Annotated in this window: 9 protein-coding genes and 1 pseudogene; 3 read left to right on the forward strand and 7 right to left on the reverse strand. The window is 60.3% G+C overall.

All coding sequences use genetic code 11. The features are described 5' to 3' along the window. Positions 1 to 280: 280 nt before the first annotated feature. Together xni and SIK97_RS04375 are read right to left on the reverse strand one after the other, a co-directional pair. Positions 281 to 1,036: a flap endonuclease Xni gene (gene xni / locus SIK97_RS04370; RefSeq protein ID WP_025108014.1), complete on the reverse strand. Its 756-nt coding sequence runs from the start codon at positions 1,034 to 1,036 to the stop codon at positions 281 to 283. Positions 1,037 to 1,145: 109 nt separating this feature from the next. Then, positions 1,146 to 3,089, reverse strand: a pseudogene (locus SIK97_RS04375) (aliphatic sulfonate ABC transporter substrate-binding protein). 270 nt (positions 3,090 to 3,359) lie between these two features. Between SIK97_RS04375 and ssuD the strand changes: the two are divergent. The 3 genes from ssuD to SIK97_RS04390 all read left to right on the forward strand — a co-directional run bounded on the left by ssuD (position 3,360) and on the right by SIK97_RS04390 (position 7,451). Beyond that, positions 3,360 to 4,532 carry an FMNH2-dependent alkanesulfonate monooxygenase gene (gene ssuD / locus SIK97_RS04380; RefSeq protein WP_014226611.1) on the forward strand — a complete coding sequence of 391 codons (1,173 nt, stop codon included), beginning with the start codon at positions 3,360 to 3,362 and terminating at the stop codon, positions 4,530 to 4,532. Between the two features lie 41 nt (positions 4,533 to 4,573). After that, entirely contained in the window at positions 4,574 to 5,971 is a 1,398-nt protein-coding gene (locus tag SIK97_RS04385; protein WP_057173006.1) for an FAD/NAD(P)-binding protein, read from the forward strand. A 73-nt stretch (positions 5,972 to 6,044) separates the two neighbouring features. Next, on the forward strand, positions 6,045 to 7,451 hold the full coding sequence (locus SIK97_RS04390) for an LLM class flavin-dependent oxidoreductase (protein ID WP_014226609.1): 1,407 nt from the start codon (positions 6,045 to 6,047) through the stop codon (positions 7,449 to 7,451). Positions 7,452 to 7,603: 152 nt separating this feature from the next. On the opposite strand, the gene SIK97_RS04395 is transcribed toward SIK97_RS04390, so the two are convergent. The 5 genes from SIK97_RS04395 to queF all read right to left on the reverse strand — a co-directional run bounded on the left by SIK97_RS04395 (position 7,604) and on the right by queF (position 14,269). After that, a complete protein-coding gene (locus SIK97_RS04395) occupies positions 7,604 to 8,545 on the reverse strand; it encodes an aliphatic sulfonate ABC transporter substrate-binding protein (RefSeq protein WP_042945985.1) in 942 nt (313 codons plus the stop codon). Positions 8,546 to 8,692: 147 nt separating this feature from the next. After that, a complete protein-coding gene (locus SIK97_RS04400; protein WP_057173007.1) occupies positions 8,693 to 10,060 on the reverse strand; it encodes an L-serine ammonia-lyase in 1,368 nt (455 codons plus the stop codon). Positions 10,061 to 10,110: 50 nt separating this feature from the next. After that, positions 10,111 to 11,400 carry an HAAAP family serine/threonine permease gene (locus SIK97_RS04405; RefSeq protein WP_032751049.1) on the reverse strand — a complete coding sequence of 430 codons (1,290 nt, stop codon included), beginning with the start codon at positions 11,398 to 11,400 and terminating at the stop codon, positions 10,111 to 10,113. 544 nt (positions 11,401 to 11,944) lie between these two features. Continuing rightward, positions 11,945 to 13,312 (reverse strand): nucleotide 5'-monophosphate nucleosidase PpnN, encoded by a 1,368-nt coding sequence (gene ppnN, locus SIK97_RS04410; RefSeq protein ID WP_004853652.1) that lies wholly within the window; start codon positions 13,310 to 13,312, stop codon positions 11,945 to 11,947. A 111-nt stretch (positions 13,313 to 13,423) separates the two neighbouring features. After that, complete coding sequence (gene queF / locus SIK97_RS04415; protein ID WP_004853651.1) at positions 13,424 to 14,269, reverse strand: NADPH-dependent 7-cyano-7-deazaguanine reductase QueF; 846 nt, start codon at positions 14,267 to 14,269, stop codon at positions 13,424 to 13,426. Between the last annotated feature and the right edge of the window lies 1 nt (position 14,270).

The raw sequence follows: 14,270 nt of genomic DNA on the forward strand, positions 1-14,270 counted from the left end.
AAGGCATAAGCCGCGACCCGGGGAATGCGCTCACCGTCTGCGATCCGGTAGCCCGTACAGATGCGCAGCATCGCCTCCGGGGAAATGGTGCCACGCTGCGCTCTGCTCCCGGGGGCGGCGCTTGACGCGCCTTGCCCGGGCTACAGGTATTCAGCCGTCTGCGGTAGCCCGGGTAAGGCATAAGCCGCGACCCGGGGAATGCGCTCACCGTCTGCGATCCGGTAGCCCGCACAGATGCGCAGCATCGCGTCCGGGAAGCCGCGCGCACCGCAGCCCGGCGCTACCGGGACAGCCGCAGCTGCTGGAGGTTGCCGTCCAGCTGTAAATCGGTTTGCAGGCGCGCGATGTCCCGGCAGGTGAAGGCCATCTCTTTCTGTTCTTCCAGCTTCTTGCGCCACTTCTCCGGCACGTCCGCCAGCCGCGCGTAGATCCCTTCCAGATCCTGAAAATCGGTTAACAGCTGGGCGGCGCTTTTCGGCCCAATGCCCGCCACGCCGGGAACCTTTGAGCTGCTGATGCCCGCCAGCCCCCAGTAGTCAGGCAGCTGTTCCGGCGTCACGCCAAACTCTTTGGCGATAAACGGCGCATCAAGCCAGCGCTTCTGAAAATAGTCGCGGATGCGGATCGTTGGCGACAGCAGCTGGCAGTAGCCTTTGTCGGTTGAAACGATGGTTGCCTGATGGCCGGCCTGCGCCACTTTGACCGCCAGGGTCGCGGCAAGATCGTCGGCTTCGCTGCCGCTGAGCGCCCAGCAGCGAAACCCGCGCTGCTCAAACGCCGCCCGCAGCGCCGGCATTTCCGCTTCGAGGGTCTCCGGCATCGGCGCGCGCCCGGCTTTATAATCGGGCAGACGCTGATGTCGCCAGCCGTGGCCGCGGTCTTCATCATCAAATACCGCCACCACGTGGGTTGGCTGGCTATGGACCACCAGCTGTTCAAGCGCATGCAGGCAGGTGTCGACGCAGGGTGACCCCTGCACCGCGTGGATGCGGCGAATCAGATTAAGTGCGTCGACGATTAACAGATGAACGGCCACGGATATCCTCATAAATAGGCTCTTATTGCAGTGCCTTTCAGGGTAACATCGCCGCGCGGATGAGGCTATTGGCGCCAGGGAAATCAGGAAGATGACTCGCAGTTTCCGGCTAATCAACGTGCATCAGCAGGCCGAGATCGCTATTGGTGGCTTCGCCGTACCAGACCGCCTCGCGCACCGAAACCGGTTTGTGGATAAGCCCCAGCGCGTAAAAGCGATCGGCGATACTTTGTTGGGCGCGAATCACGTTGAGATCCATCGGCCGCGGACGATGGCTGCGGCGCGATAAGGCGCGCGTCAGAGAGGCGGCGTTAAGCCCCAGCTCGGCGGAGAGCAGTCCGGCGGCTTGCTCCCGGTGCTGGTCAATAAACTGGCCGGTCTGCGCCAGCTCGGCTAACAGGCGCTGCATGATATCGCTATTGCGGCTGGCGTAGTCGCGGCGCGACAGGTAGAACTGGTGGTTATTGACGCGCCCCTCGCCGCTGGCAACAACCCGTAATTCGCCGCTATATTCCGCGTCGCTGAGCAGCGGATCCCACATCATCCAGGCGTCCACCGCCAGGTAATCGCTGGCGGTCAGCGGATATTTCGGCGGAATATAGACCACTTTGACGTCGTTTAATGCCAGCCCGGCCTCTTCCAGGATATGCAGCAGCAGCCAGTGCACGTTAGAGCCCTTATTCAGCGCGATACGCTTGCCGCGCAGATCGGCAATGGTGCGAATGTCGCTGTGCTGCGGGACGACCATCGCCACGCTTTGCGGAGCGGGCGGTTCCCAGGCGACGTAGACCAGCTCGCCGTTACTCGCCTGAGCGAAAACCGGCGGCGCTTCGCCGGTGGTGCCAAAATCGATCTCATCGCAGGCGAGGGCGTGCAGCAGCTGCGGCCCGGCGGGGAATTCGCTCCACAGCACGCTGACGCCGCGGCTGGCAAAGGCTTGCTCGAGACTTTGCCGCGCTTTCAGAATGCCAAGATTGCCGAAGCGCTGGAAGCCGATGCGCAATTCCCGGTCGCGAGAGACGCTGTTGACCGCCGCGCCGAAGAGAGGCTCCTGACGGCGGCGGCTTTTAATGATGCCAAAATTGGCCAGCTGCGTGCGCAGCGTGTGGCGGCTAATACCGAGCAGCGCCGCGGCCTGGCTTTGATTATCGTCACTGTGGGCCATCGCGCCGCGTATCAACGCCCCGGTGACCCTTTCCCACAGCGGCTCGCCCGGCAGGGAAAGCTGACGACGAATAAAATCGTCGAGCTCATTATCGCCCGCCGCCGAGGGCTCATTGTTCAGCGTCGTCAGCCGCAGCTGGGCGGGGCCGATCTCCTCTTCTTTACTCAGCAATACCGCGTTATGCAGAGTGTTTTCCAGCTCGCGAATATTGCCCGGCCAGGGGTACTCCATCAGCCTTGCCAGCGTCTCCGGGGCCAGACGACGAGCCGGGCGGCCCAGGCGGCGGGCGTAGAGCGAGAGAAAATGGTCCGCCAGTACGGGAATATCCTGGCGACGCTGGCGCAGCGGCGGCAGCGGGACGAGGGCGATATTCAGGCGATAGTAGAGGTCTTCGCGGAAACGACGCTCGCGGATGGCCTGCATCAGGTCCACGTGGGTGGCGGCGATCACCCGCACGTCCACCTTAATGGCCTTGCGCGAGCCTACGCGGGTGATTTAGCGCTCCTGCAGAACGCGCAGCAGTTTGACCTGAAGCGGCAGGCTAAGCTCGCCGATTTCATCGAGCAGCAGGGTGCCGCCCTCCGCCGCCTCGAACCAGCCGGGATGGCCTTGTACCGCGCCGGTAAACGCCCCTTTTTCATGGCCGAACAGCTCCGCTTCCGCCAGGCTTTCGCTGAGCGCGCCGCAGTTGACGGCCAGAAACGGCCGGTGGCGGCGCGGGCTATGGTGATGCAGGTAGCGGGCGACGACCTCCTTACCGGTGCCGGTTTCGCCGACAATCAGCACGGTCGCCTCGGTGGGGGCCAGTTTATCCAGCAGGCTCTGAAACGCTTTTGACGCCGGGTCGATCAGCGCGGGCGTAGAGGATGGAAATTCAGGATTCAGCATGGTGACCTCCGGTATTTGATGCCCTGAAGTTATCCTGTGCCGGGGACGGAAACCAGAGGGCTAACTCGCCGGTCTGTTGCAAATGCCGCAGTCCGGACGCATTGGCTGCGGCATTTGCAACAGCGGCGTAAGGTTCGGCTTTTTGTAACTCACTGAATTTATACTGTTAATTTTTTATTCACCATTGGCACGATTATCGCTAACACTCATATAACCAAATTAAAACAACTCTTCGATAAATATCGGATATGGTTATATAGGAAATGGATAATGACGCAAAAAACCGACGATAAAATCAACGTGTTCTGGTTTCTGCCCACCCACGGCGATGGCCGCTACCTGGGCACCTCGGAGGGCGGACGCCCGGTTGATTTGCCTTACCTGCAGCAGGTGGCGCTGGCGGCCGACAGCCTCGGCTATTACGGCGTGCTGATCCCAACGGGGAAAAGCTGCGAAGACTCCTGGCTGGTGGCCTCGGCGCTGGCGCCGCTGACCCGCCGCCTGCGCTATCTGGTGGCCGTTCGTCCGGGCCTGCAGCCGCCGACGCTGGCGGCGAGGATGGCGACGACGCTCGACCGCCTGTCGGGCGGTCGGCTGCTGATTAACGTGGTGACCGGCGGCGATCCGGTGGAGAACAAAGGCGACGGTATTTTCCTCAGCCACGGCGAACGCTATCAGGTCACCCGCGAATTTCTCGACGTCTACTCGCGCCTGCTGAAAGGTGAAAAGGTGGATTATCACGGCGAGCATATCCACGTGGAAGGCGCGGAAGTGCTGTTTCCGCCGGTACAGGAAAACGGCCCGCCGCTGTTTTTTGGCGGCTCCTCTGAGGAAGCCATCGACGTCGCCGCCGATCAAATCGATACCTACCTGACCTGGGGGGAGCCGCCGGCGCTGGTGGCCGAAAAGCTGGCGATAGTGCGCGAGCGCGCCGCCGCCCGGGGCCGCACGTTGCAGTACGGGATTCGTCTGCATGTGATTGTTCGCGAAACCGAAGAGGAGGCGTGGGCCGCCGCCGATCGGCTGATTTCACACCTTGATGACGAAACTATCGCCCAGGCGCAGAAAATTTTTGCCCGTATGGACTCCACCGGCCAGGCGCGAATGAGTTCGCTGCATAAAGGATCGCGCGACAATCTGCGTATTGCGCCGAACCTGTGGGCGGGCGTGGGGCTGGTGCGCGGCGGGGCCGGGACGGCGCTGGTCGGCAATCCGCAGCAGGTGGCAGAACGCATTCGTGAATATCAGGCGCTCGGTATCACCAACTTTATCTTCTCCGGCTACCCGCATCTGGAAGAAGCCCATCGTTTCGCTGACCTGGTCATGCCGCTATTGCCGCTGGCAGGCCACGATCAGCCGAAGGCGCGTAGCGTCAATACCGGCCCGTTTGGCGAAACCATCGGCGGCGATAAGCGTCCGGTGAAACAGGTCAGCGCAAGCTGAGGAGGCGCGTATGTTACACCGATTTGTGAAGGCGGTGGGCTATGCAAACTGAACCGCACGTGGTGATTGTCGGCGGCGGATTTAGCGGTGCGGCGGTGGCGATTCATCTCCTGCGCCTGGCGCCGGTTGGCGTGCGGGTCACGCTGCTGGAGCCGCGCGAGGTGCCCGGCGCGGGCGTGGCCTACTCCACGACCGAACCGAGCCATCGGATTAACGTTCCTGCCGCGCGGATGCAGCTTGCCGGTGAAGAGGAGGGCGCGTTCGATCGCTGGTACCGCAGCCAGCCCGCCTTTGCGGATGACCCGCATGCCCTGCTGGCAGACGGCGCGGTCTATCCGCAGCGCGGTCAGTTTGGCCGCTATGTCGCCCAGCGTTTCGCCGAGGAGGCGCGCGCCAGCGGCGGGCGGCTGACGCATCTGCGCGAGCAGGCGCTGAGCGTTAATCATGGTGAAGTTGTCACCGACGGCGGGCGTCGGCTGCAGGCCGATCTGCTGGTGCTGGCCATCAGCCATCCGCCGCCGTCGCTGCCGTCGCTGGCGACGCCGTTCGCAACGCATCCGGCGCTCATCGCTAACCCCTGGCGAGCGGGCGTGCTGGCAACTATCGCCCCGGAAGCGAGCGTCGCGGTCATGGGCACCGGCCTGACGATGGCGGACACCGTCGCGACCCTGACGCGTCTGGGCCATCGGGGGCCGATCGCGGCATTTTCACGCCGCGGGCTGCTGTCCCGCAGCAATCTCAGCGGCAGTAGTGAACCCTGGCCTGGCGAATACGATCTCGGAACGCTGCGCCAGCGGCTGCGGCAAATCCGTCTGGATATCGAGCGCGCGGCGGAGCAGGGACAGGCCTGGCAGGTGGTGCTGGACGCGGTGCGTAATCAGGGGCAGAGCATCTGGCAGGGGCTGACGGTGGCCGATCGCCAGCGCTTCCTGCGTCATTTGCGCAGCTACTGGGACGTTCACCGCTACCGTATCGCTCCGCAGGTCGCCGGGGTCCTTGAGCAGCGCCAGCGCGACGGCAGCCTGCGGGTGCTGGCGGCCAGGCTGACGGCGCTGGAAGGCGACGCGCAAAAGCTGGCGCTAACCCTGACGTCCCGGCGCGGTGAAACGCTGCGGGTGAGCGCTGACCACTTTATTTTAACCACCGGCCCGGCGCACGGCGGGTTGACCGACAGCCAGCCGCTGCTGCGTCAGCTGAGCCAGCGTGGGCTGATTCGCGCCGATGCGTTCGGCCTTGGCCTGGACGTCGATCGACGCTCGCGGGCGATAGGCCGGGAAGGGCGGATTACGCCCAATCTGCTGGTTTCCGGACCCGCCGCGCGGGCGTATTTCGGAGAATTAATGGGGCTGCCGCAGGTGGCCGACCATGCCGCCGCCGTGGCCGACGAAGCGCTGCGGACCCTGGGCGTCAAACAATCCGCCCGATGTCCGGCGTTCTGAACGCCTTTTATCCCCTGATTCCTTTAATGATTATGCGCGCGTCCCGACAGCGGGGCGCGCCGTGGAGAGTGCTATGTCATCACAACGTGAAATTCGTCTGAACGCTTTTGATATGAACTGCGTCGGCCATCAGTCGCCGGGGCTGTGGGCCCATCCGCGCGACCGCTCCTGGCAGTATAAAGACCTCGAGTATTGGGTCGACCTGGCGCGTCTGCTGGAGCGGGGCAAGTTTGACGGGCTATTTATCGCTGATGTGCTGGGCGTCTATGACGTGCTGAACGGCAACGGCGATGCGGCGATCCGCCAGGCGGCGCAGGTGCCGGTCAACGATCCGCTGGCGCTGATTACGCCGATGGCGCTGGTGACGGAGCATCTCGGATTCGGTCTGACCGCTTCGCTCTCTTTTGAGCATCCCTATCCGTTCGCCCGCCGCCTGTCGACGCTCGACCATCTGACGAAGGGGCGAGTGGGCTGGAATATCGTGACCTCCTATCTTGAGAGCGGGGCGCGTAATATTGGCCAGAAAGCGCAGACCGACCACGACGCCCGCTACGACTATGCCGATGAATATCTGGAGGTGGTCTATAAGCTGCTGGAGGGGAGCTGGGAGGATGGCGCGGTGCTGCGCGACAGGGAACGTAAGATCTTCAGCGATCCGCGAAAAATTCACCCGATTAACCATCAGGGGAACTTCTTCTCGGTGCCGGGGATCCACCTCTGCGAGCCGTCGCCGCAGCGTACGCCGGTACTCTATCAGGCGGGCGCCTCCAGCCGCGGCAAGCAGTTCGCCGCCGGCCACGCGGAGTGCGTATTTGTCGGCGCGCCGTCGAAAGTGCTGCTGAAAAAGACGGTGGCGGATATTCGCCGTCGCGCCGAGGAGGCCGGGCGCGATCCGCGCAGCATCCTGATCTTCAATATGCAGACGGTCATCGTCGGCGAAACCGACCGTGAAGCTCAGGCTAAATGGCAGGAGTATAAACCGTACGTCAGCTACGAAGGGGCGCTGGCTCTGCTCTCCGGCTGGACCGGCATCGACCTTGGTCAGTATCAGCCGGATCAGGTGCTGGAGTATCTGCATACCAACGCGATTCAGTCGATGGTAGAGGCGTTTTCCACCGCCGATCCGAACAGCCAGTGGACCGTGCAGAAGCTGGCGGACTGGGCGGGGATCGGCGGCTTCGGGCCGCTGGTGGTCGGCAGCCCGCAGACGGTCGCCGATGAGCTGCAGTCCTGGGTCGAAGAGACCGACGTCGATGGGTTTAACCTCGCCTATGCGGTGACCCACGAAACCTTCCGCGACGTGGTGGATTTGCTGGTTCCGGAGCTGCAAAAGCGCGGCGTGTTTAAGCAGGAGTATCGCGAGGGAACCCTGCGCGAGAAGCTGTTTGGCGCCGGCCCGCGGCTGGCTGCGCCGCATCCGGGCGCAGGCTATCGCTACGGCGCGCAGGTCGCGGTCGGAAGTGAAGAGAAGGTGAGTTAATTTTGCCGGTCCCCCTCTCCCCGAAGGGTGAGGGGCTGAACTGTGGGGCGGGAGGTTTTTCCCGGAGGCGGCGCTCGGGCTACGGATCCACCGTCGTCTGCGGGCCGGTAGCCCGGGTAAGGCGCCTGCGCCGCGACCCGGGAAGGGAAGGCTTACTGCTTATCCAGCGACCAGGTCGCGCTGCGAACATCGACTTTCACCGGCAGCAGGCCGATACGGGTGAAGGTATCCGCCAGCGCCTGCTGTTCGTTATAGACCGCAGGCGTCATACGCTCGGCACCATAAGGCAGACGCGCCAGCGTCTTCAGCCAGATAGCCTTATCCAGCCCGGTTGAGGTGGAGAGGATCCCGGCGGCATCCTCCTGATGACTGTTGGCCCATTCGCTCAGTTTACCCAGCTCATCCACCACCTGCTTTGCGGTATCCGGATAGGTGTCGGCAAATTTGCGGCTGGCCAGGTAGAAGGTGTAGTGCGGCACCAGCCCTTCGGCATTGCCAATCTGTCGCGCTTTGGCGTTCGTTTCCACTTCGGCGAGGAACGGATCCCAGATAACCCAGGCGTCAATAGCGCCGCGCTGGAAGGCGGCGCGGGCGTCAGCAGGCGGCAGATAGACCGGCGTGATATCTTTATAGCTCAGCCCGGCTTTCTCCAGCGCGGTCACCAGCAGGTAGTTTACGTCGGAGCCTTTATTGAGCCCCACGCGCTTGCCCTTAAGATCGGCCACGCTCTTAATTGCCGAGTTTTCCGCCACCACGATGGCCTCGGTTTTTGGGTTCGCCGGGGAGTGGGCTAAATAGACCAGATCCGCCTGCGCCGCCTGAGCAAAGGCCGGCGGCGCATCGCCGGTGGCGGCGAGGTCGATGCTGCCGACGTTCAGCCCTTCCAGCATCTGCGGCCCGGCGGGAAATTCAATCCAGCGGACGGCGATACCCTGCTTTTTGAAGCTTTCATCGAGGGTGCCGCGATATTTAAGCAGCGCGAAGATATTAGCTTTCTGATAACCGATATTCACGGTCTCCGGCGCTTTCGCCAGCGCGGAAGCGGATAAGCCTGCAAGCAGTAGCAGCAGCGCCGGGCGGGATAATCTGAGCATGATTTGTTCTCCTTGAGCGGTTTTTCCGTAAGGTAACAAATCGTCTTTATAACTAATAAATAACTAAATTATCATTTATATAACATAAATGAAGGAGGAGGGCAGGGAAAGGAAGCCCGGCATGCCGCAGCATACCGGGAGGGGGCGTTAATCGCAGGCGACAATCTTCATTGCCAGGCCGCCGCGCGAGGTTTCACGATATTTGGCGTTCATATCTTTGCCCGTTTCGTACATGGTCTCGATGACTTTATCGAGGCACACCCGCGGCTCGCTGGTGCGGCGCAGGGCCATACGCGCGGCGTTGACCGCCTTGACCGCTGCGATAGCGTTACGCTCGATGCACGGCACCTGCACCTGGCCGGCAACCGGATCGCAGGTGAGACCGAGGTTGTGCTCCATACCAATTTCCGCCGCGATGCATACCTGACCCGGACTGCCGCCAAGCAGTTCAGCCAGACCGGCCGCCGCCATTGAACAGGCTACGCCGACTTCACCCTGGCAGCCCACTTCGGCGCCGGAAATCGAGGCGTTCATCTTATAGAGCGAGCCAATGGCGCTGGTGACCAGCATATAGCGCGCCAGCGAGTTGGCGTTCACTTTGCGGATGAACTTGTCGTAGTAGGCCAGCACCGCAGGTACGATACCGCAGGCACCGTTGGTCGGCGCGGTCACGACGCGTCCGCCGGCGGCGTTCTCTTCGTTAACCGCCAGGGCGAACATGTTAATCCAGTCAACGACCGCCATCGGGTCGCTGTTGGTGTTGTCCTGGCTTACCAGCATCCGGCGCAGCGCGGCGGCGCGACGCGGCACCCGCAGCTTGCCCGGCAGAACCCCCTCGGTGGTGATGCCGCGCTCAATTCCGCTGCTCATCACTTCCCAGACCGCGGCAAAATGCTGCTCCAGCGCTTCTTTACTGTGCAGCGCCAGCTCGTTTTGCATCATCAGACCGGAGAGCGATAGCCCGCTTTCGCGGCAGTGGCGCTGCAGATCGGCGGCGTTTTTATACGGATAAGGTACGGCGACCGGCGCTTCGCGGGTCACGCCGAAATGGTCTTCATCGACGATAAACCCGCCGCCGATGGAGTAATACGTCTGGCTGTAGAGAACCTTTTCGCCGCCGAGGGCGGTAATACGCATGCCGTTTTCATGCCGCGACAGGTTGTCGGCGTGGAAATTCATGCACTGATCGACCGGGAACGCCACTTCCTGCTGGCCATTTGCCAGCATCAGGCGGCCATGGGTGTTGACATCCTGGATAAAGCCGGGAATCGTGTCGATGTCGACGGTATCCGGCAGGTTGCCCGCCAGGCCCATAATAATCGCGATATCGGTATGGTGGCCTTTTCCCGTCAGGGAAAGGGAGCCGTAGACATCGACGACGACTTTGGTTACCTCGGAAAGCAGCCCGCGCTCAATAAGATCGTCCGTGAATTGTTTGCCCGCTTTCATCGGTCCAACGGTGTGGGAGCTGGAAGGGCCAATGCCGATTTTAAAAATATCGAATACGCTGATCATGATGCATCCAGTGCTGTCGGGAGCGCCGCCGTCAGGCGGCGCGGGGGATATTAACTAAACAGAGAGTAGAAAATCGCGGAGATAGCAATCAGGCCCATAATCACCACGAAAACGTTGCTGACGTGGCCGCTGTATTTACGCATCGCCGGGACTTTCTGAATCGCGTACATCGGCATCAGGAACAGAATCATCGCGATAATCGGGCCGCCCAGGGTTTCGATCATCCCGAGGATGCTGGGGTTCAGCGTCGCCACAATCCAGGTGGTGACCAGCATGAACAGGGCGGTGATTTTGTTCAGTTTATTGATTTCGATGGACTTGCCTTTACCGCGCAGGGATTTAATCACCATGCCGTTAAAGCCTTCGCGAGCGCCCAGGTAGTGGCCAAGGAAGGATTTAGTGATGGCGATCATCGCAATGATCGGCGCCATCCAGGCGATGATCGGCGCGTTAAAGTGGTTCGCCAGGTAAGACAGAATCGAGATGTTCTGATCTTTCGCCGCCGCCAGATCCGCCGGGGAGAGGCTCAGTACGCAGCTGAAGACGAAGAACATGACGGTCAGCACCATCATGATGTGCGCGCGGGCCAGAATGCTGGAGCATTTTTTCTCTGCGCCCTGGCCGTACTCTTCGCGTTTCGCGACGGCGAAGGAGGAGATGATCGGCGAGTGGTTAAAAGAAAACACCATCACCGGAATCGCCAGCCACAGGGTCATCCACAGGCCGTTGCCGGTCGCGGTCGCGCTGCTCAGGGAGAGGGTTTCCAGCGCCGCGCCGTTCCACTGCGGAATCAGATAAAAGGCCAGAATCATCAGCGCGACCACGAACGGGAACACCAGCACGCTCATCGCTTTCACAATCATCTGCTCGCCGAAGCGCACGATGGTCATCATGCCGACAATCAGAATCAGGGAAAGAATGGCGCGAGGCGGCGGCGTGATATGCAGCTGGTGCAGCATAAAGCTTTCGACGGTATTGGTGATCGCCACGCTGTAAACCAACAGAATCGGGTAGATGGCGAAGAAGTAGAGCAGGGTAATCAGCTTACCTGCGCCAACGCCGAAATGCTCTTCGACCACTTCAGTGATGTCTTCGCCCGGATTCTTACCGGACAGTACGAAACGGGTCATCCCGCGGTGGGCGAAGAAGGTCATCGGAAAGGCCAGAATCGCCATGATGATCAGCGGGATCATACCGCCGACGCCGGCGTTGATCGGCAGAAACAGGACGCCCGCGCCGATAGCCGTGCCGTACAGGCCCAGCATCCACATGGTGTCCGTCTTACGCCAACCGCTACGGGTAGCATCCGTAACGATGGTGCTGGTTTGAGTGGTTTCCATCTGTATCTCCTGGAGGAAGCAACAAAATCTAATGAAAAAAAACGACTAAATAATATGAAATTCGTTTGTATACGGTTTTTTAGGCATTTTCTCCGTAACAATTGGTGCGGGAAGATACATTTATATGGTGAATGCATCAGTGATCGCGATCTCAAATGCAATAATCCACTTTAAATGTAAGCAATTTTAGTCCAACAGCCTGTTTCTGGTGATCAGCCAGAGATTTGTGGCGCGGAGGCTATCATTTTCAGCATATGAGAGAATAGTGGCGCGACGTAATAACGAGGTTTTTACTGTAAAAATGCGAAGTTCTCGACGTTTTTACGTTAAAAGGCGTTTTTCCTGGTGATATTTATTGCAGTTTTTGGAAACGCAAACGATTGGCTTTTGTAAAGGCGATGCTAAAAATTCATAAAAGGAATGATTTATCTGGAAAGCATACGGGCGAATGGAGAAGCGAAAAAGCGGAGAAAGAGTGCCGCCCGGGCGGGGAGAAATAGCCCGGGGGCGTAAGCCGCCGCCCGGGAGAAGAGCAGAAGAGAACTCAGGAACAGATTTCGTAGCAGGGGATGTAAGCGGTGCCGCCCGGCAGCTTCATACGATGCTGCGCCACAAAGCCCTGCAGCAGATCGTCCATGCGGCGCATCATTGCCGGGTCGCCGTGAATCTTATACGGGCCGAATTTCTCGATAGCCTGGATACCCACCTCTTTAACGTTACCGGCGACGATACCGGAGAAGGCGCGGCGGAGATCCGCTGCCAGCACTTCCACCGGCTGGTCCGGATAGAGTTTAAGGTTGGCCATATTCTCATGGGTCGGATCGAACGGCATCTGCAGGTCCGGCGCAATGCGCATCGACCAGTTGAAGCTGTAGGCGTCGCCGGTCTCGCGGCGATTCTCTTTCACCATCGGCATCGCTTTTTTCATCTGCCGGGCCACTTCCGCGGCGTCGTCAACGATAATGCGATAGTGACGACGGGCGGCTTCACCCAGCGTATGGACGATAAACTCATCCAGCACGCGGAAATAATCGGCGCTCTCTTTTGGCCCGGTGAGAATCAGTGGCAGAACCTGCGACTTGTTCGACGGGTGCATCAAAATGCCCAGCAGATAGAGCAGCTCTTCCGCCGTGCCCACGCCGCCCGGGAAGATGATGATGCCGTGGGCGATGCGCACGAACGCCTCCAGGCGTTTTTCGATATCCGGCATGATGATCAGTTCGTTCACCAGCGGGTTCGGCGGCTCGGCGGCGATAATCGACGGCTCGGTCATACCGATAAAGCGGCTGTCTCTGTAACGCTGCTGCGCGTGGCCGACCGCGGCGCCTTTCATCGGCGCTTCCATCGCGCCCGGTCCACAGCCGGTACAGATATTCAGTTCGCGCAGGCCCAGCTGGGTGCCGACGCGGCGGGCGTACAGATATTCGTTTTCGTTAATCGAGTGGCCGCCCCAGCAGACAATCATGTTTGGCGCTTCGCCGACGTGCAGGGCGCGGGCGTTACGCAAAATGGAGAATACCAGGTTGGTGATATGCACCGAGCTTTCAAGATCGAGATTCGGGAAGCGAACGGTGTTGTGGATCTGGCCGTAGACGAACAGGATATCGCGCAGTACGGCAAACAGGTTGGCCTGCAGGGAACGGATAATACGCCCGTCAACGAAAGCGTCTTCCGGCGGGTTGATCAGTTCCAGCTTCACGCCGCGTTCGCGACGCAGCACGTTAATATCGAAGTTTTCAAAACGAGACAGAAGCTCCTTGCTGTTATCGGTCAGGCTCCCCGAGTTGAGCACAGCAAGCGAGCAGTTGCGAAAGAGTTGATACAGGTCACTGCTGGCGGTGCGTTTAAGCATATCCACTTCCAGCTGCGACAGCATATCCATTGAACCAAGCGGGCTAACATGTGTAATCAAGTGAACTCCTTACAGGACGATTATCGTCTTCCTGTGATTACAATAGCCCTGCTGATGGCGTTTTCACAACCTTGCGCGCGGGTTAACGCGCGCAAATTGTGAAAATGTTTACTATTGACGGGCGAGGCGACCGGTGGCCGGCACAAAATCGGTATTGCTGCGCCACGGGTTGATATCGAGACCGCCTCGTCGCGTGTAGCGCGCATAAACGGAAAGGGCTTCCGGCTGGCAGAAACGCTGAATGTCATTGAAGATGCGCTCTACGCACTGCTCGTGGAACTCGTTGTGGTGGCGGAATGACACCAGATAGCGCAGCAGCTTTTCGCGATCGATTTTCGCCCCGCGATACTGGATTTGCACCGACCCCCAGTCTGGCTGGTGGGTAATCAGGCAGTTGGATTTCAGCAGATGGCTGACCAGGGTCTCTTCGACCACTTTGCCGGCCGCGGCGTCCTGCAGGTAATCGGCGCTGAACTGGTAATTATCGATTTCAATATCCTGATCGTCGATGCAGGTACCGTGCAGATGAGCGACCGGCTGGCCTTCGAGCTCATCGAGGCGATACAGCGCTACCTTCACTTCTCCTTGCGCACAGGCGCTGAGATCGCGCGCCAGCGTCGCCTCGACCGCCTGCCAGTCGGCAAAGCGCGTCTGGTTGAAGCTGTTGAGATAGAGCTTAAAGCTTTTTGATTCCACCAGGTTTACGGTGGTATCGCTGAGCTCCACGTGGCCCACGGCGACCTGCGGCAGGCCTTTGGCGTTCAGCCAGGAGAGCTCATACAGCGTCCAGATATCGGCACCGTGAAACGGCAGGTTATCGGCGTGCAGATCCAGCGGGTCGCGGTTCAGGCTGCGCGGGACGCCCTGAAGCAGGCTTGCGTCGTAGGTATCGCGGTAATCGGTTGATTTTCCGAGCGTCAGGCCGGCCAGCGCCTGATGATTATCGTAAGAAGACATG

This window comes from Klebsiella sp. JN_Kp126 (genome assembly GCF_033843325.1).
Classification (GTDB): domain Bacteria; phylum Pseudomonadota; class Gammaproteobacteria; order Enterobacterales; family Enterobacteriaceae; genus Klebsiella; species Klebsiella michiganensis.